15 protein-coding genes and 1 tRNA gene are annotated in these 18,082 nt (G+C 42.1%); 5 read left to right on the forward strand and 11 right to left on the reverse strand.

Going from position 1 to position 18,082, the window contains the following annotated elements; genetic code table 11:
• Positions 1-17 precede the first annotated feature (17 nt).
• Positions 18-2,237 carry a bifunctional (p)ppGpp synthetase/guanosine-3',5'-bis(diphosphate) 3'-pyrophosphohydrolase gene (locus tag L0M85_RS08775; RefSeq protein WP_238656875.1) on the reverse strand — a complete coding sequence of 740 codons (2,220 nt, stop codon included), beginning with the start codon at positions 2,235-2,237 and terminating at the stop codon, positions 18-20.
• Between the two features lie 261 nt (positions 2,238-2,498).
• On the opposite strand from L0M85_RS08775, the gene L0M85_RS08780 reads away from it, so the two are divergent.
• Positions 2,499-4,967, forward strand: a complete 2,469-nt coding sequence (locus tag L0M85_RS08780; protein WP_238656876.1) for a bifunctional 2',3'-cyclic-nucleotide 2'-phosphodiesterase/3'-nucleotidase — start codon at positions 2,499-2,501, stop codon at positions 4,965-4,967.
• A 39-nt stretch (positions 4,968-5,006) separates the two neighbouring features.
• Here L0M85_RS08780 and L0M85_RS08785 read toward each other — a convergent pair whose 3' ends face one another.
• The 9 genes from L0M85_RS08785 to L0M85_RS08825 form a co-directional block, all read right to left on the reverse strand.
• Positions 5,007-5,756, reverse strand: a complete 750-nt coding sequence (locus L0M85_RS08785) for a 16S rRNA (uracil(1498)-N(3))-methyltransferase (protein ID WP_238656877.1) — start codon at positions 5,754-5,756, stop codon at positions 5,007-5,009.
• A gap of 1 nt (position 5,757) precedes the next feature.
• The gene (prmA, locus tag L0M85_RS08790; protein ID WP_238656878.1) at positions 5,758-6,708 is read right to left on the reverse strand and encodes a 50S ribosomal protein L11 methyltransferase; all 951 of its coding nucleotides are present in this window, start codon (positions 6,706-6,708) and stop codon (positions 5,758-5,760) included.
• 14 nt (positions 6,709-6,722) lie between these two features.
• Entirely contained in the window at positions 6,723-7,739 is a 1,017-nt protein-coding gene (locus tag L0M85_RS08795) for an AbiH family protein (protein WP_238656879.1), read from the reverse strand.
• A 50-nt stretch (positions 7,740-7,789) separates the two neighbouring features.
• Positions 7,790-9,973: a S8 family peptidase gene (locus L0M85_RS08800; protein WP_238656886.1), complete on the reverse strand. Its 2,184-nt coding sequence runs from the start codon at positions 9,971-9,973 to the stop codon at positions 7,790-7,792.
• A gap of 61 nt (positions 9,974-10,034) precedes the next feature.
• Positions 10,035-11,069, reverse strand: a complete 1,035-nt coding sequence (locus L0M85_RS08805; RefSeq protein ID WP_238656880.1) for an ATP-binding protein — start codon at positions 11,067-11,069, stop codon at positions 10,035-10,037.
• Between the two features lie 105 nt (positions 11,070-11,174).
• Complete coding sequence (locus tag L0M85_RS08810) at positions 11,175-11,339, reverse strand: 7,8-dihydro-8-oxoguanine-triphosphatase (RefSeq protein WP_238656881.1); 165 nt, start codon at positions 11,337-11,339, stop codon at positions 11,175-11,177.
• A 49-nt stretch (positions 11,340-11,388) separates the two neighbouring features.
• On the reverse strand, positions 11,389-11,931 hold the full coding sequence (locus tag L0M85_RS08815; RefSeq protein ID WP_238656882.1) for a hypothetical protein: 543 nt from the start codon (positions 11,929-11,931) through the stop codon (positions 11,389-11,391).
• 23 nt (positions 11,932-11,954) lie between these two features.
• Complete coding sequence (locus L0M85_RS08820) at positions 11,955-13,034, reverse strand: site-2 protease family protein (RefSeq protein WP_238656883.1); 1,080 nt, start codon at positions 13,032-13,034, stop codon at positions 11,955-11,957.
• A gap of 18 nt (positions 13,035-13,052) precedes the next feature.
• Positions 13,053-13,523, reverse strand: a complete 471-nt coding sequence (locus tag L0M85_RS08825; protein WP_238656884.1) for a DUF3013 family protein — start codon at positions 13,521-13,523, stop codon at positions 13,053-13,055.
• Positions 13,524-13,637: 114 nt separating this feature from the next.
• Here L0M85_RS08825 and L0M85_RS08830 point away from each other — a divergent pair, with 114 nt between their 5' ends.
• Together L0M85_RS08830 and L0M85_RS08835 are read left to right on the forward strand one after the other, a co-directional pair.
• Positions 13,638-14,909 (forward strand): replication-associated recombination protein A, encoded by a 1,272-nt coding sequence (locus L0M85_RS08830; RefSeq protein ID WP_238656885.1) that lies wholly within the window; start codon positions 13,638-13,640, stop codon positions 14,907-14,909.
• Positions 14,910-15,171: 262 nt separating this feature from the next.
• A tRNA-Lys gene (locus L0M85_RS08835) sits at positions 15,172-15,244 on the forward strand.
• 183 nt (positions 15,245-15,427) lie between these two features.
• Here the strand turns inward: L0M85_RS08835 and L0M85_RS08840 are convergent.
• Positions 15,428-15,967: a T6SS immunity protein Tdi1 domain-containing protein gene (locus tag L0M85_RS08840; protein ID WP_125335705.1), complete on the reverse strand. Its 540-nt coding sequence runs from the start codon at positions 15,965-15,967 to the stop codon at positions 15,428-15,430.
• A gap of 261 nt (positions 15,968-16,228) precedes the next feature.
• On the opposite strand from L0M85_RS08840, the gene L0M85_RS08845 reads away from it, so the two are divergent.
• Both L0M85_RS08845 and L0M85_RS08850 read left to right on the forward strand, forming a co-directional pair.
• Complete coding sequence (locus tag L0M85_RS08845) at positions 16,229-17,332, forward strand: ABC transporter permease (protein ID WP_049491941.1); 1,104 nt, start codon at positions 16,229-16,231, stop codon at positions 17,330-17,332.
• 1 nt (position 17,333) lies between these two features.
• The gene (locus L0M85_RS08850; protein WP_070675743.1) at positions 17,334-18,023 is read left to right on the forward strand and encodes an ABC transporter ATP-binding protein; all 690 of its coding nucleotides are present in this window, start codon (positions 17,334-17,336) and stop codon (positions 18,021-18,023) included.
• Positions 18,024-18,082 lie beyond the last annotated feature (59 nt).

The raw sequence follows: 18,082 nt of genomic DNA on the forward strand, positions 1-18,082 counted from the left end.
GATAACTGAGCAGCCGACTAGCCGTTGGTACGCTTAACAGAGTAAACCTCCGGCACACTCTTAATCTTATCCACAACCGTTGTCAACATAGACAGGTTTGGAATCCCGAAGGAAATGTGGATATTGGCAAATTTCATATCCTTGGTTGGTTGGGCATTGACGGTTGAAATCATCTTAGCCGTGTTGGAGAGGACTTGGAGGACATCGTTGAGGAGGCCTGCACGGTTGAGGCCGTAAATATCGATATGGGCGATGTAATCCTTGGTCGTGTTATTGTCTTCCCACTCGACGTCGATCAAACGTTGCTCGTAGTTGTCTTGAGCCCGCAGGTTCATACAGTCTTGACGGTGGATGGCAACCCCACGTCCTTTGGTAATGTAGCCGACAATTGTATCTCCTGGCACAGGATTGCAACACTTGGCAATCCGGATCAAGAGACCAGAAGCGCCTTGGATGACGACGCCACCTTCATGGCGGACCTTGAGGGTGTCTTTTTTATTTTCAACCTTGACTTCGCCACCCTTGACCAGCTCTTCGGCTTCCGCACGCGCCTTGGCTTTTTCCTCTTCGCGGCGCTCTTCTTCCGTCAAACGGTTATAGACAGAAATCGCTCCCACTTCTCCAAAACCGATGGCCGCAAACAGGGCCTCTTCGGTCTTGTAGCTGGTCTTTTGCAAGACCTTGTCCATGTGCTTCTTGTCCATGAACTTGTTGGCAATCATATCATGCTCATGGAATTGAGCCATGAGCAACTCTCGTCCACGGTTGATCGAGAGTTCCTTGTCTTGGTTCTTAAAGAATTGGCGGATCTTATTGCGGGCCTTGCTAGTCTTGACGATATTGAGCCAGTCACGACTTGGACCAAAGGAGTTGGCATTGGTGATAATCTCCACCTGATCCCCTGTCCGTAGCTTGGTATTGAGAGGCACCATCCGGCCATTGACCTTAGCTCCGACAGCCTTTTCCCCTACCTTGGTATGGATCTCATAGGCAAAATCGATCGGCCCAGAATCTTTTGGAAGGGAACGGACAGTTCCATCTGGGGTAAAGACATAAATCTCTTCGGCCAGATAGTTTTCTTTGACCGTATCGACAAATTCCTTGGCATCATCTGCCTGGTCTTGGAGTTCCATCATCTCCTTGATCCAGTTCATCCCAATAGCTGATTCTTTGCTGTTGACTTGGCCCTTGATTCCTTTCTTATAAGCCCAGTGTGCCGCAACCCCGTACTCAGCAACCTCGTGCATTTCCTTGGTACGGATCTGGAACTCGATAGGACCTTTTGGACCGTAGACAGTGGTATGGATGGACTGGTAACCATTGGCCTTCCGATTGGCGATGTAGTCCTTGAAACGGCCTGGCATGGGCTTCCAGAGCTCGTGGATATAGCCCAGCATAGCATAGACATCGCTCGGTGATTCCAGGATACAGCGAATGGCAATCAAATCATAGATTTCATCAAAGCGTTTCTTCTTATCCTGCATCTTGCGGTAGATGGAGTAGATATGCTTAGGACGACCATAGATTTTCCCATAGAGGTGGCGTTCTGCCGCATAGGACTCGATCTTTTGAACGACTTCTTCTACCAAGGCTTCCCGCTCGCGACGCTTCTCCTTCATCATATGGGAAATCTTGTAGAACTCTACCTCGTTCAGATAACGGAAGGATAGATCTTCCAATTCCCACTTGACACTAGAAATCCCGAGACGATGGGCTAGTGGTGCATAGATTTCCATGGTTTCTTGAGAAATCCGCTCTTGCTTGTCCTTACGCAAATGCTTCAAAGTCCGCATGTTGTGCAAACGGTCTGCTAGCTTGACCAAAATGACACGGATGTCTTGAGACATGGCCATGAGCATCTTGCGGTGGTTCTCTGCCAGCTGCTCTTCATGGGACTTGTATTTGACCTTCCCGAGCTTGGTCACTCCATCAACAATTACTCGGACATCGTGTCCAAATTCGCGTTCTAGATCATCTAGGGTCGCGTCTGTATCCTCGACAACGTCGTGCAAAAAACCACAGGCAACCGTCACAGCATCCAACTTCAATTTTGCCAAAATGCCGGCAACTTGAATAGGGTGGATGATATAGGGTTCACCTGATTTACGGAATTGCCCGCTATGGCAGTCGACCGCATAAAGGAGAGCTTTTTCTACAAATGCAACATCCTCTCCCGACAAGTATTTTTTGGTAAGGGCAATAACCTGGCCCCCTGTTAAAGGTTCTTCTTTCGGCATCTAGTTTTCTCCACTTTCTTGCCTTCTATTCTATCACTTTTAGCCGTATATGAAAACTAGTCCGATTGACTTTCATGCTATTTGAGGAGCTTTCCAGCACTATCAGCCAGAAATCCCGAACGTAGGATCCCTTTTTATACAAATACTCCATTTTTTATAAAAAATTCATTAATTTGTAATATATAAAAAATAAGAAATCGAATATATTCTGAACAAAATAGGATATAATAGAAAGATATCATTTTATTTAGGAGGACAACCATGTCATCATTCCGTAAACAGGCTGCCCTATTCAGCCTTGCTGCTGCTTTCTTGGCAACGACTACTGCCCAGGCAGATGAAGCGACAAGCTCAAACTCGACTGATTCGTCAGCAACTGCTGTCACAGAGGCCGCAACTCCTGCGTCTCCCGCGACTAGCTCAGAAGCTACAGCTAGCAATAGCAATCCGACAGCTAGTGGAGAAGCCGCTGCTACAGCAGATGAAGCGACTCCAGCAGCACCTCAAAATAGCGCCAGTGACGCAAAAGCGACCACTCCAGTTGAGGGGCAAGAAGTCGATGTCCGCATCCTAGCAACAACGGACCTTCATACCAACTTGGTCAACTATGACTATTACCAAGACAAACCGGCGCAAAACGTTGGTCTGGCAAAAACAGCTGTCTTGATCGAAGATGCAAAAAAAGAAAACAGCAACGTCCTCCTCGTTGATAACGGAGATACTATCCAAGGAACTCCTCTCGGTACCTACAAGGCCATCGTCAATCCCATCAAAGACGGCGAGCAACACCCTATGTACACAGCTCTTCAAAAATTAGGCTTTGATGCAGGAACGCTTGGAAACCACGAATTCAACTACGGACTAGACTACCTTAAAAAGGTTATCGCAACCGCTGGTATGCCGATCGTCAATGCCAACGTCGTGGATGCAAATACTGGCGCTTTTGTCTACGATCCATATAAAATCATCAAAAAGACCTATACCGACAAAAACGGTCGTCCAGTCGATGTCAATATCGGGGTAACAGGCATCGTCCCTCCACAGATCCTCAGCTGGGACAAGGCTAATCTCGAAGGCAAGGTCAAAGTCAATGACTCCGTTGAAGCCATCCAAGCTATCATTCCACAAATGCGCAAAGCCGGAGCTGACGTCGTCCTCGTCCTTTCTCACTCTGGTATCGGAGACGACAAGTACGAAAAAGGTGAAGAAAACGAAGGCTACCAAATCGCTAGCCTCCCAGGTGTTGACGCTGTCGTAACAGGTCACTCACACGCAGAATTCCCAAGTGGAAATGGAACTGGCTTCTACGAAAAATATGCTGGTGTCGACGGGGTAAACGGTAAAATCAACGGAACACCCGTTACCATGGCTGGAAAATACGGCGACCACCTCGGGGTGATCGATCTCAACCTGCGCTATACCGATGGCAAATGGTCTGTTGTTGGAAGCAAGGCTGCCATCCGCAAGATTGACACCAAGTCAAAAGTAGCCGATGAGCGCATTACAGCGATTGCGAAAGAAGCGCACGAAGGTACGGTCAAATATGTCCGCCAACAAGTCGGAACCACTTCTGCTCCAATCACGAGCTACTTTGCCCTTGTGAAAGACGATCCATCTGTCCAAATCGTGAACAACGCACAAATCTGGTATGCTAAGAAAGAGTTGGCAGGAACTCCTGAAGCTAACCTTCCGATCCTCTCTGCTGCAGCACCATTTAAGGCAGGTACCCGTGGGGATGCTACTGCCTACACAGATATCCCTGCTGGCCCAATCGCCATCAAGAACGTCGCTGACCTTTATCTCTATGATAATGTCACTGCCATCCTCAAGGTGACTGGTGCGCAACTCAAGGAATGGTTGGAAATGTCCGCTGGACAATTCAACACGATCGACCCAACCAGTAAAGAGCCTCAACAGCTTGTCAACCCTAACTACCGGACCTACAACTTTGACGTCATTGACGGGGTGACCTATGAGTTCGACGTGACCCAGCCAAATAAATACGACCGCGAAGGAAAAACAGTTAACCCAGACGCTAGCCGTGTGCGCAACTTGAAATACCAAGGTAAGGAAGTCACTGCAGATCAAGAATTTATCGTTGTGACCAACAACTACCGGGCAAACGGAAAATTCCCAGGCGTTCGCGATGCTAGCTTGAATCAACTCCTTGGATTGGAAAACCGCCAAGCTATCATCAACTATATCTTGGAAGAAAAGAACATCAACCCAAGTGCAGATGGCAACTGGCACTTTACAAGCAGTATCAAGGATGCAGACGTTCGCTTCTTGACTGCTGATAAAGCCAAGGATCTGATTGGTAAAGACGGAGATGTTGTCTACCTTGAACCATCTAAACAAGAAGGATTTGGAGAATTCCGCTTTGTTTATGTGGAACCAAAAGTAGAACCTGAAACAAAACCAAAAGAACCAACAAGACCAGAAACAGGAAACCCTTCATTTATCTTTGTACCGAACCATCAAAAACCGGCACAAGATGAAACTATCACCCTGTCTCATAGCCAACAAACCATTACCCTTCCTGCACCAAATCCAGAAGGAACTCGCCCTGCAGAAGCTCGCCAAGAAACTGCGAAACCAGTGGTTGCTTCTTCTATCAGCGAAAAAATCTTGCCTGAAACAGGAGAGCGTGCTTCCATCTTAGCCCTTGTTGGATTGGTGATGACCGGTCTTGGCTTCCTTCTCCCATCTCGTAAGAAAGAAGAAAACTAATTCTTTCCTACTCTAAAAAATAACGCGTGAAGATCACCTTCACGCGTTTTTCATTAATTCTGTGACAACACTCACTGCGCTAAGAGCGTAGAGTGGGGCTGTTTCTGCTCGAAGAATACGAGGTCCAAGTCCTGCAAGGACTACTCCTTTAGCTTCAAAACTTTCAATTTCTGCAGGTGAAAGACCACCTTCTGGTCCAAAGATAAAGAGCAGTTTACTTCCAACTTCTAATCCTGTCAGCGATTGAATCAGAGCGGCTGCCTCACCTTCTTTGGCCGACTCTTCATAGGCTACCACGATGCGGTCAAACTGGTCGAACTGAGCTAGAAAGTCTGCCTTTTTCTCAAAAAGAGTAATGCTCGGGACCAAATTCCGCTTGCTTTGCTCGGCTGCTCCAAGGGTAATTTTTTCTAGTTTTTCGACCTTCTTGCCCAATTTTTTACCATCCCATTTGGCAACGGACCAGTCTGCAGGAAAGGCCCAGATTTGGCTAGCACCGAGTTCGGTTACTTTCTGAGTGATGAATTCCAGTTTGTCTCCCTTGGGAAAGCCTGATGCAATGGTCACTTGAATCGGCAGTTCCACGTTGTCAGCCAATTCTTCGATTAGCTCCAATTGACGCGCCTCTACATTGACCACGCGTGCCAAGCGCTTAATACCATCATCAAAAACTAAGGTTACCTCGTCCTCTTCTTTCAAACGCATGACCTGAAACATGTGCTTGCTAGTTTCCTTATCCTCAATGGTGACAGGAGAGATTGCACTCCCCTTGACAAAATACTGCTGCATGCTAGCCTCCAATCACACCGGAGACATCCTTGGTCTTCTTGAAGACGCAGGCATTCCATTCCCCTTGGATCATGTGGGTTTCAAGGAAAAATCCAGCTGACTCAGCCGACTCACGCACCATGTCCCACTTGTCCTTGATAATCCCGCTCATGATGAGATAGCCTTCGTCCTTGACCAAACGATAAGCATCATCCGTCAGGTGAATAAGGATATCCGCCAAAATATTAGCTACGATGACGTCTGCCTCGATTTCCACGCCTTTAAGCAAATCTCCTGGGGCTACATGGATGTTTTCCATACCAGGATTGAGCTCAATATTTTCCTGAGCTACACGAACCGCTACGTCATCCAAGTCATAGGCGAAGATTTCCTTGGCACCAAGTAGCGAGCTAGCAATGGAGAGGACACCTGAACCAGTTCCCACATCTAGCACCGTTTCGCCACCGCGAAGAACCTGCTCCAAGGCAAAGAGACTCATCTTGGTTGTTGGGTGAGTTCCTGTCCCAAATGCCATCCCTGGATCCAGCTTGATAATCTTCTCGCCAGCAGTCGCCTCATAGCCTGTCCATGACGGTACGATGGTTAGGTCATGGGTGATACGAGCTGGTTCATAGTATTTCTTCCAATTATCTGCCCAGTCTTCCTCAGCCAAGGCAGTCGTGCCAATCTTGACTTCGCCCAGATCCATAAAATCTGTCAATTCAGCGAGACGCGCCTGCAAATCCGCTTCAACCGCTGCTACATCGACCGTTTCCGGGTAGTAGGCTGTCACTACGATTTCTTCCTGTTGCTCGACCTCTGGGAAAATCTCACCGAATCGATCGACATTTCCCACATAGTCCATGCTGTCTTCGATTGCGACCCCTTGGGCACCTAACTCGATCAGGAGATTAGAGACCAACTCCTCTCCCTCACGCTTCACTGTAACTTTTAACTCTTGCCATGTTTCCATTTTATATTTTAAAATTACCTCTCTTTTAGATCAAAAATAGTTTTACCAATAACGACAATAAGGTTATCTCTTAATTTTTCCTCCGACTCTAAGTCTATACCACTATTTCGTATAAATTTGTCTTCAGCCATTTTATATAAACGCTTCACTCTAGTGGGATTCCCTGGATCAAAATGAGGTACATAATTGTAAATTATGACAGGAACAGAACCGCTGATTGATCGTTCAGCGATCTGACTCCAGATATACCTATCAGTTTCTCCCAAAGAAACCCCATAGAGAATAATGATGTCAGAGTTTTTTATAATATCACTATTTTTTACATCCATATTTTCTCTATAGCTCTTCAAAACTAAATTTTTTATTAAGGATTCTTTTTGTTCTTCATCAAAACTATTTGAAATTTGAGTATCATCGCTGACTCCTAAAACCGTGCAAATATCTACTGTTCCATGTACATGGATTGGAGATTTAATATCAAAATTATAACTATTGTTTCTTAATTTGTTTTCAAATGTTTTTTCCGATCTATCATACAATCTATCGAACACATTTGTGTAATTAAGGGTTAATATATTTACGATGTCGTGTTGATATAGATTTTCTTTATATTTTTTATCGATAGTAGATTGATTGATTACAGGGAGAGAATTTTTCATATCATTTAAAGTACTTACAAAGTCAATTACAATACCTTCCTCGATATTTTGTTCTTGTTGTAATCGTATATATTCTCTTAAATCGTCAACTACTTCACTAAAATCGTCTATAAATTTCTCCTTCATTTCTATACTTGAGGAAACGAGGTCGTTATCTTTTGTTAATTTACCAATTGACATCTCAAAATCTGACCAATTTTCATACTCATTTATTTTGTCAGAAAATAATGATTCATAAATTAAATTTGAATATTCTTCCTTCTCTTTCCTTTCTATGTAAACTTTATATTGAAAGTCATAGAAATCCTTATATTTTGTTTTTAAACCATATTGTAAATCTAAGCCATTTCCAACAACATATGTAATCTTCATATCTTAGCCCTCTTGTACCCCTGATATTTCGGATAATGATACTATATCCACTATTCAAATTCAATTTCTTCATTTAAACTATTAAAGAGATCTACTTGAGCTTCAACTTGTAATCTATTAACTAGCCAACCTCGTAATTCAGCTTGCTGAATAAAATCTTCAATACGATTAACCCCATTTAATTCTTTTAATGTAACTACTACACCAAAACGCACTCCCTGTCCATCACTGCTTTTCAACCGTTCGATTGTTTTAATACTCATTCCCCACTGAGGATTAGATGGATTTAAAATTGCTTTGACTCTCTTTCGAGACGTAAACGATTCTCCAACATGCTTGACATTATCCCATTTTCTAAATATATTTCGAGCAGTATTTTCTTTCACATATCCCGGAGCATCTTCTGCATGTTGATTATCTTTATTAATTGGTTCAATACCATTTTGTTTTAATCTTCCAAAGCTAAGTTGCATCTCTGTATTTGTATAATCAACCCCTTGGTTTCTAGAACACTTTGGAAAATAGCACATGGTAGCCCTGGCAACGTAAGGATAATTTTCATTTGAAATCGGTACTGGAAAATCATAATTATAGGTATCATAAGCCTTGGAAATATCCGATACGATAAATTTGATTTCATCATCAGGAGTGGATAAAATATCGTCAATTTTTATTGGGACAATACCATTTCCTATCAAAGATAAATCGCTGAATGTTTTCTTATCATTCCAAGGTATTGCTGCATCAATTAGCAGAGCCTTTGCTTCTTCTCGACTAAGTCCCATAATATGAATGAGATAGGCCATTTTCCTTGCAATAAAAGGTGCTGCAAAGCTTGTTCCAGCCACGCGAGCTAATCCTAAAGGTTCACAAACATTTATAAAATCACCATTTCCTCCACCATAATATGAAATATCTGGCTTAACAAAGAATGATAAAACAACGCCTTCTCGTGCATATGAAACTACTTGATTGTTAAAATCAACAGAGTTTACGATTACAGAATTAAGAGAATCTGCTGGAGCTCCTATTTTTTTTCGTTTTCCATCTGATACGGACATATTTGTACCAGCTATGATAAAAATCACATCATTCTCAAATTGAATCTCATCTAGCAATGCTCCTTCAACAGAAATAAAGTTTTCTCTGACTTCATCATTGGATCCTAAAGAAAGATTCCAAACCTTAATATCAGAATTCTGAGAGACAATCTCTTTTATCTGTTTTATGATTGTAAATGAATTAAATCCACTTTGTAGTGACACACCAAAATGCCTCACTCTAAAATTTCCACAACCATCATCCAGATTAGGGTTCAAATTGGCTCCATCAACGATTAAAGAAGTCACAGCTGTCCCATGCTTGTAATCTTGGCTATCTTTGCTAATATCAGGTGAGATTAAATCATGATATTCCACCCACTCATTAAAGTAAACTCTTTTGTCAAATAAGGTATCAATAACGCCAACAACTGGTTCGTTCATTGGAGATGTAAGATTTATTTTAAAACCGTTATTATCTAAAGAAAAATCATCTACAGATAACTTAGAAAAATCTTCCACAATCATGGAGACAAGATAGGGAGCTTTTGATAATAACAATTCAATATTTTTTTCATCAAGCAAGACCGTGGTCTGATTCATGATATTAGCTTCTGAAATATCAATATTTAATTTATTCAGTAATCTAATAATATCTGTATGGACATCATAAAATGTCACGATAGAATTTCGAATATCAGAAACTGTAGTGTACTCAACCCCAAATTTCTCAATAAAGCAAGAATCTCTCAAATACTGTTGAAATTTGCTTTTTGAAATACCATACTCCGAAAAATTTATAGAAGCAAACGTTGATGAATCAGAGAACATCTCACATGTTATCTCTCTATCAAAATGTTCCTCAAAAACTTCAATTATCTTACTTAAAATGGTGATTGTTTTATTAAGAGCATCTCTAGAAATATAATGAGTAACAATATGTTTTGTCTTCTCATCATTGAATTTTGCCCCCACAATGGTATCATTGGGGAATGGATTCCCTCCTCCTACATTGAAATAGCCATTAATACGGTTACTTTTGGCAACAATTCGATTATAGTAAATACTGATCAAAATACCATCGATAATATTATTTTTCTCCCAATATGTTTTCGTTTCTTCTAATGAAGAATGAAGATACTTCAAATGTTCCAATGTAATTATTGCTTTTTTGGGTATCGTCATTGGTCCCATACCATTATTTCTTGATTTTTGTGTGAAACTTTTTCCACGTAATGTCAATAATGTATTCATGTCAACCCTCGCTCAATTCTCGTGATACACTACTTTTAGAAACACCTGTTAAAATTTCAATTTCTCGAACTGTAAAACCTAATTTTGATAATTTAGAAATAGATAAATTTTTTCCATTATGCAAACTTCTTAAGAGACGTTTTTGGTAATCGTGCGGATCTTTTGGATCACTGAATGCCAATGATGTTCGTATTATATTCCTTAAATCACCTGGATTTGGAATTGTATTAGAACTATAAATAATTTTTTTAAATAATTTCAAATCTCTTGCTACGTTTTTAAATTGTTTCAATAATTCAGTCAAAATAACTGTTGCAACCTCTACCTTATCATCATCCGAATAACGATCAAAATCAATTACGGCATCAAATCTTCTAGTAACCGCTTTATCAAGATTTTCAAAAAGATTTGTTGTTGCAATTAATACAATTTCTGGTGATAGCCTATCCAACTCCTTTAAAAAGGCAGAAGTCACTCGTCCCATTTCTCTTAAATCATTCTGATTAACCCTATCCAGTACTATGGAATCAATTTCATCAAATAGGATGATATAATTTTGCTTGAAAGGAAGATTATTGATTTCATTAAAAAGAGTTGCTAAGTTTTTGACTGTTTGCCCCAGCTTACTATCTACTAAGTGACTGAAATCTACTACAAGTAATTCCTTGCCAATAAGTCTAGCCACCTGCTTTACACTTTCAGTTTTTCCAGTACCTGGTGATCCCACAAATAAAAATTTATTTATTCCAATATGATGATTGACAGCGTTTATTATTCCTTTTAAATCATTCATAATTGAAAGAGGCAATGGGAGAGGACCAATATCTAGTTTAGCAGGAGTCAAATACTCACTAGAATTTTCTATTTGTGGCATGAATCTATCACTTTGAGACATTAACCCCATAATATATTGTGCTAATTGTGTATCACCATGTTTATTGAAGTTCCGAGCAATTGCTATGGATTGATTTCTAAATTCTGTCTCTCTGCCCTCATAATGATACTTTATTAAATCAAGAACATCTGATTTTTTCATGATTCATTCCTCCTTACACAAATAATACTATATTTTCGGGACAAAATCAATTATTTTGGGACAAAAAAAAGAATAACCTTAAAAGGATATTCTTGTAATGCAAAACTATATCAGATTTTCCCTGACACTCTTTCCACCACCTGGCAACTCCCACATGTTGGAACAAGGGATATCGGCCTTGTCATCACGTAAGATAGTCAAGACCTTATCTCCACAAATCAAGGCAATCTTACAACCCGTAAAATCTATTCTGCTATCCAATAATTCCATGATAATGGCTCTTTTCTAACATAACAACTACGCTCTATGAAAATACGAGCTAGCTTTCTTCAATCACCTTTTGGCACTCTGCATCCCAGTACGCCCGCCATCTACCATGTTTTTTAGCAAAATAAACCGTAAACTCATCATTGACATAATCGGCAACATAGCGAAGATTAGGCGGGTTTTCCTCAAAACTTAATATCCAAGGATGGAAGTAAAAGGTTTTCTCCCACCTCTTCTGAGTATAGCCGAGATTCTTGGCAAACTGAGGGATAGGTTGTTTCAACTCGCTTTCCAAATGTGACTGAATGGCATTGTCAAAACTATTCAAACGAGCTAATAGTTGCTTAAACTGATCTTCCTCCTCAATTTTGAAATCACCTATGAACTCAAATTCTGCAAAGTCTATAGAAAATTCAAATAATGTGATTTTACCATCCTCAACATAGTGCCCATCTTCATCAACACAACAACGAGTTCCTGACTTCAATACTCGCTCAAAATCTAAATCCGCAAAGCGATTGCGGGGAAGGATCGACTCACGTTCTTGAGATTTTTGGGATTTTTTACTAAATAACCGCTTAAATTTCTGAAGCATCGGACAGCTCCCTTTCCTATTTCTCAGCTCACCTGAGTCTCTTCTTCCTGTATGGCTTGTTCCAACTCATCTAACCACTGCTGGTAATAGGCTTTCTCATCCCGTAACATCCGGCTGCTATTCATTTTCTGTCTAGCAATCTTCATAGCCTTGTGAGTTTGCTCCATATCTTTCTTTACCTTAAATTGATACCAAGCTTGAATGACCTGCATATCTGCTGTTTTTAGAGATAAAAAGGATTTGACTCCTCGAATGCTTGCATATTCTTCCGCTCTCGCATGATCTCCTTCTAGCAAGGCAATTTGAAGAAGGTATAACTGAGAAATTGTTCTAATCATTGAGTTATCTGTATTTTCAAGTAAAGTTTGCAAGTGCTTTTTAGCTGACTCAAGCTTACCCTCCATGATAAAAACTAATCCCTGTAGTGCTGATACACTACCAACAAAGCTCCCTTTTGCATCCTCAGGAACTGGTTGAACAAAATCTTTCAAATCATATTCTTGAGGAGCAAGCAAAGTTTGAGCAGAATGCCTCAACATCACATAAGCATAAGTCACATTCTCAGGATGCCACATCATTTCTACTATTTTTGTTCCATCGGTGATACCGACTGGCAAAACATTGTTTAGAAAGAAAGACAAATTAAGAAAAATCCAAGTACCAGCAAAATACCAGCTTCTTGTCAAAAATCCAAACAATACCGCCAATAACATCAAGCTAAGATGAGCAAGTAAGCCTCCTGAAAGCATCAGGATGATTCTTTGATCGCTTTCATCTTCTTTCAATCCATTATACTGAGCACCAACATTTTTCAAAACTGCTGTTCGACTAAGATGAAATCTGTCTGACTTTTTGGTCAAAAGAAAATGTCCTAATCCAAAAGTCACCAGCCGATAGCCTGTCAAGTAGCCGCAAAAAGCATGACCCAACTCATGAAGAATAAAGATTAAATACATGCTTAAAAGAGCGAAGGAATAACCAAAAGTGAATGCTAAAACTGCTGAATACCCCAACTCTGCAAATGCGATGGTTCCACAAGCAAAAGCTAGCATAATAAGGGCAAAAGCTAGCACATAAACCAAATAAGTCCCAATTTTCTTCATAAAATCTCCAACCAACTCCTAATACCTCGGATAAGGGTAAATGGTGCTTTCTTCTAGACCAACCTTTCCTTCTTCAAAAACTTCTTGGTTCCAGACGATCTCAAAGCTCTCTGCTTCTTCGTCTGCTAAGAAATCCATGAGGTCATCCAAGGCCAGCTCGGCTGTATCCTTTAGGAAGGCCGCAAAATAAGCTAGAAACTCCCGAGACAAGCCTTTTTTCGGCTCATAAGGAATCGCCGTTAAATAGGCATCTTCTTCCACATGCGACTTGGCTGGATTGTAGAAAATAACGGCTTCTTCAAAGAAGATATCCTCGTCAGACTCTTCCCCCGACTCATCGACCAAGGCAACTCCTCCTGTGTTTTGCACTTCTAAGAGAAAAGCCACTTCTACCGCATGATTCTTCTTATCCCAATTGATCTCAAAGTCAAAGGGAAAGACCTTTTCCATTTCCTCTTCTAAAACATCCAAAAATCCATATTTAGACATCGTGTCCTCTTTCTAATTTCCCACTCTTAGAGCGGAATATGATACAATAGTTACTACAATCTTACCATAAAAACTGCCTCTTTTAAAGGAGACAAAGCTAGAAAGGAGACCCTCATGCCGGACAATCTCGCCCTGCGCATGCGCCCCAAAACCATTGATCAGGTCATCGGACAAGAACACCTGGTCGGTTCAGGGAAAATCATCCGCCGCATGGTGGAGGCCAATCGTCTCTCGTCCATGATTCTCTTTGGCCCACCAGGGATTGGCAAGACCAGTATTGCTTCTGCCATCGCGGGCACGACTAAGTATGCCTTTCGGACCTTCAATGCAACCGTCGACAGCAAAAAACGCCTGCAAGAGATCGCAGAGGAAGCTAAGTTTTCAGGTGGCTTGGTCCTGCTTTTGGATGAGATCCATCGCCTCGATAAAACCAAGCAAGATTTTCTCCTGCCTTTGCTCGAAAGCGGTCTGGTCATCATGATCGGCGCTACGACCGAAAATCCTTTCTTCTCCGTGACGCCTGCCATTCGCAGTCGGGTACAGATTTTTGAGTTGGAACCCTTGACCAATGAGCAGGTCAAAGAGGCTATCCAGTTGGCGCTGGGGGACTCTGAGCGGGGCTTTGACTTTCCTGTTACCCTCGACGAGGAGGCCTTGGATTTCATCGCCACTTCGACCAATGGGGACCTGCGTTCTGCCTATAACTCTCTCGATTTAGCCGTCCTCTCTACCAAGGAAGGGGAGGATGGCGTTCGTCACATCAGTCTCGAGATCATGGAAAACAGCCTCCAGCGCAGCTACATCACCATGGACAAAGATGGAGACGGCCACTACGACGTCCTCTCTGCTCTTCAAAAATCCATCCGCGGATCCGATGTCGATGCTAGTCTCCACTATGCCGCTCGTTTGATCGAAGCTGGAGATCTGCCCAGCTTAGCTCGTCGCTTGACAGTCATTGCCTACGAAGATATCGGTCTGGCTAATCCAGATGCGCAGATCCATACGGTAACAGCCCTTCAGGCAGCGGAGCGCATCGGCTTCCCCGAAGCCCGCATCCTCATCGCCAACATCGTCATCGACCTAGCCCTTTCACCTAAGTCCAACTCGGCCTACGTCGCCATGGACAAGGCTTTGTCTGACCTCCGTAAGTCAGGCAACCTTCCTATCCCCCGCCATTTACGGGATGGCCACCATGCCGGAAGCAAGACCTTGGGGAATGCTCAAGACTACAAATACCCCCACAATTATCCTGGTAATTGGGTCCAACAGGACTACCTGCCAGACAAGATTAAGGGTACCTCCTATTTCACTCCTAATGAAAATGGCAAATACGAGCGAGCCCTAGGGACGACAAAAGAGAAGATTGATCAACTCAAGAAAAGGTGATATCGGTTCCAAAAAATTGAGATTTTCCCTTGAAATTTTTTTGAAATATGGTATCATATACATATAGAAACGCTGTGGTGTACGACTTCACACTTAAGTGTTGACCGACTATTTTTTGTATTATTAGGGAAACAAAGGACTTCTAACAGCATGCAGGCCGTATCACGCGGAAGCAGCTTCAGTTAGAGCAAGTTGCCCACCTGCTTAATTGCGCGGGTTCAATACAAACCGTGAAGTTTCGGCACCAATACAGCTTTTTTTTGCCTCCTTAGCTCAGTTGGTAGAGCAGTAGACTCTTAATCTATGGGTCGCAGGTTCGAGCCCTGCAGGGGGCATCTAAATCAACAGGAAAAAGCCTTGATTTTAAGGCTTTTTTTGCTTGTCATTTTGTTTTTTGTACCAAATTTTGCACCAAATAATTTATATTCACAAAATAAGTGAGTCTCATCCAAAGACTCGCTATTTATCCAACATATCGTTTTCATCGAAAAAACCACCGCGAGGGTGGTTCTTTTTTATCAATCGTCAAACACTCCGCCTGTAAGTTGGTACATAAGGTAGATGTGCTCCAAGGTTTTTACTTTCTCCATGTGATCTACATCTTTAAAGCCTCCCAAAGCTAGCAAAGGAACAAAACCGAAACATTCATCGTAGGCCAATTCACCATGTTTGGCAACAGCTTTTTTGTAGAGTGGAATATCGAAATATCTTAAAACATATTCATCATCCAAAAAATTCAAAAAATGTGACAGACGCTTAATTATAATGTTACAATCCTGAATATTATATTGGACAATCAATACATAGGCGTTCTCCTCCCAAGTAATAACATCTCCAAATGCTGTTACGAACATAGGAAAAGCGATATCTCCTCTGAAATAACTATCTTGGAGAAGCTCTAGATAATCGTCTGGATTGATGACTTTTAGATAACCATCTAAGAATGTTCCTAGGCCATCCTCTTTCCAAATTTGAATCAGCTCAGCAGGGACTTGGTCCTTGTATTTTTCAATTACTTCTTGGGGCATATCTGCCACTTTTACAAAGTTTTCTAGCATGTTTTCCTCCGATTTAATTTCCTATTCACGTTTCACCCTGCCTCTAGTATACCACATTCCATATGTATCAGAGTCTACTTAACAAGAAGAATAACAGTCTCATAGGCATTTAAGTATCTAAAGGAAAGATAATAAGAATAATGTTTTTGAAACACTCTACCAAATATCAGCCTCCTATTATCCTCCCACTTGTGGTATGATGGTATAATATGTTTAGGTGCCAAGCTACTTGAGCACCTCCGTGCCAAAAGGAGAACGAATATGAAAATCGCATGGAATGAAATCAAATACCAACCTAAGAAGTTTATCCTGATTGAACTCCTCATTACCATCCTCATGTTTATGGTGGTGTTTTTGTCCGGACTGACAAATGGACTGGGCCGGTCGGTATCAGCCCAAATCGATAACTATGGGTCGCTGCACTACATCCTTTCGACGGATTCAGAAGGGATTATCCCCTTTTCAACCATTACGGCGAAAGATGTAGATGAGGTCCAAAAGATAGAGGAGATGGACTATTCGGGCTTGTCCATCCAGCGAGCAACCGTCTCAAAAACAGAGGATTCCAACACTCTGGATATCACCTACTTCGCGACCGATCACAATGAAGAGGAAATCCTCAATCCAATCATAGAAGATACAGACCTCAAGATCTCCGACTTAAAGAAAAACGAGGTCATTTTGGACAGTTCTTTCAAAGAGGATGAGGGAATCCAAGTCGGCGATCACGTGATCGATAAAACCTCTAAGCAAAAACTCAAGGTCGTGGCCTTCGCAAAAAATGCCAAATACGGCTATAGCGAGATTGGTTTTATCAGCTCGGAGACCTACACAGGCATGCGACAAAAGACAGATCCAAGCTATCAATGGCAAGCCCAAACCCTTGTGACCAAGAAAAGTATCACTTCTAACGATCTAACCAGCAACTTAATGGTGGCGGATAAGAAGCAGGTGATTGATAAAATCCCTGGCTACAAGGCTCAAAACCTGACGCTAAGGATGATCACTTGGGTTCTCTTACTCGCTTCTTCTGCTATCCTTGGGGTCTTCTTCTATATCCTCACCCTGCAGAAGTTGAAACAGTTCGGCGTCTTGAAGGCCATTGGCATGTCCATGAGCCAGATTACCTATGTCCAACTATCCCAGCTCACCATCATCTCCCTCATCGGAGTACTGCTGGGGCTTGGCTTGGCAACTATGATGGCGCCATTTTTACCCAATAGCGTCCCTTCCTTTATGACCCTGAAGGACAATCTCACCATCTCGGTTAGCTTTATCCTGACCTCTATCTTGTGTGGTGCCTTGTCCCTTGTCAAAATCAAAAAAGTAGATCCAATCGAAGTCATTGGTGGAAATGGAGAATAAGATGGCCATTATCGAATTAGAAAATATCAGAAAATCCTACGCCGATGGTAGCCAGATGCACCATGTCCTCAACCAGCTTAATTTAAGCGTCGAACCCAACGAATTCGTCGCCATCTTGGGCCCTTCAGGATCTGGTAAGTCCACTCTTTTGGCCATTGCTGGCTTGCTTTTGTCAGCGGATGAGGGGCGGATTCGCATCGCTGGCCAAGACTTGACCGGTCTCAACCAAGGCCAGTGGACACAAAAACGGCTGGAATTACTCGGCTTTATCTTTCAAGATCACCAGCTCCTCTCCTATATGAAAATCGGTGACCAATTAGAACTGGTGGCCAAATTAAAAGGGGAAAAGGACAAGAAAAAACGCCAAGAGGAAGTCAAAGCCTTACTGGCAGATCTTGGCATCGAAGCTTGTTACCACCAGTATCCGAATCAGATGTCCGGTGGACAAAAACAACGGGCAGCCATCGCTCGCGCCTTCATCGGAAATCCACAGGTCATCTTAGCCGATGAACCAACCGCTAGCCTAGACCCAGATCGAGGGCAAGAAATCGCCCAATTGATCCAAAAAGAAGTCAAATCCAAAAACAAGAGCGCCATCATGGTCACCCATGACCGCTCCATCCTGACCTATGTGGATACCATTTATGAATTAAAACACGGCCAATTGCATAAGGTAGAAAAGGTTGATTAAATACAAGAGAGTGGGACAGAAATCGGTAATTCGTTAGAATTCGATTTCGTCGTCCCACC

It is taken from the genome of Streptococcus sp. DFI.7.26 (assembly GCF_022240605.1).
GTDB classification, from domain to species: Bacteria; Bacillota; Bacilli; order Lactobacillales; family Streptococcaceae; genus Streptococcus; species Streptococcus xiaochunlingii.

Coding starts and splice junctions, on each gene's coding strand:
- L0M85_RS08775 (WP_238656875.1), bottom strand. CDS start 2,237: ATGCCGAAAGAAGAACCTTTAACAGGGGGCCAGGTTATTGCCCTTACC.
- L0M85_RS08780 (WP_238656876.1), top strand. CDS start 2,499: ATGTCATCATTCCGTAAACAGGCTGCCCTATTCAGCCTTGCTGCTGCT.
- L0M85_RS08785 (WP_238656877.1), bottom strand. CDS start 5,756: ATGCAGCAGTATTTTGTCAAGGGGAGTGCAATCTCTCCTGTCACCATT.
- prmA (WP_238656878.1), bottom strand. CDS start 6,708: ATGGAAACATGGCAAGAGTTAAAAGTTACAGTGAAGCGTGAGGGAGAG.
- L0M85_RS08795 (WP_238656879.1), bottom strand. CDS start 7,739: ATGAAGATTACATATGTTGTTGGAAATGGCTTAGATTTACAATATGGT.
- L0M85_RS08800 (WP_238656886.1), bottom strand. CDS start 9,973: ATGGGACCAATGACGATACCCAAAAAAGCAATAATTACATTGGAACAT.
- L0M85_RS08805 (WP_238656880.1), bottom strand. CDS start 11,069: ATGAAAAAATCAGATGTTCTTGATTTAATAAAGTATCATTATGAGGGC.
- L0M85_RS08810 (WP_238656881.1), bottom strand. CDS start 11,339: ATGGAATTATTGGATAGCAGAATAGATTTTACGGGTTGTAAGATTGCC.
- L0M85_RS08815 (WP_238656882.1), bottom strand. CDS start 11,931: ATGCTTCAGAAATTTAAGCGGTTATTTAGTAAAAAATCCCAAAAATCT.
- L0M85_RS08820 (WP_238656883.1), bottom strand. CDS start 13,034: ATGAAGAAAATTGGGACTTATTTGGTTTATGTGCTAGCTTTTGCCCTT.
- L0M85_RS08825 (WP_238656884.1), bottom strand. CDS start 13,523: ATGTCTAAATATGGATTTTTGGATGTTTTAGAAGAGGAAATGGAAAAG.
- L0M85_RS08830 (WP_238656885.1), top strand. CDS start 13,638: ATGCCGGACAATCTCGCCCTGCGCATGCGCCCCAAAACCATTGATCAG.
- L0M85_RS08840 (WP_125335705.1), bottom strand. CDS start 15,967: ATGCTAGAAAACTTTGTAAAAGTGGCAGATATGCCCCAAGAAGTAATT.
- L0M85_RS08845 (WP_049491941.1), top strand. CDS start 16,229: ATGAAAATCGCATGGAATGAAATCAAATACCAACCTAAGAAGTTTATC.
- L0M85_RS08850 (WP_070675743.1), top strand. CDS start 17,334: ATGGCCATTATCGAATTAGAAAATATCAGAAAATCCTACGCCGATGGT.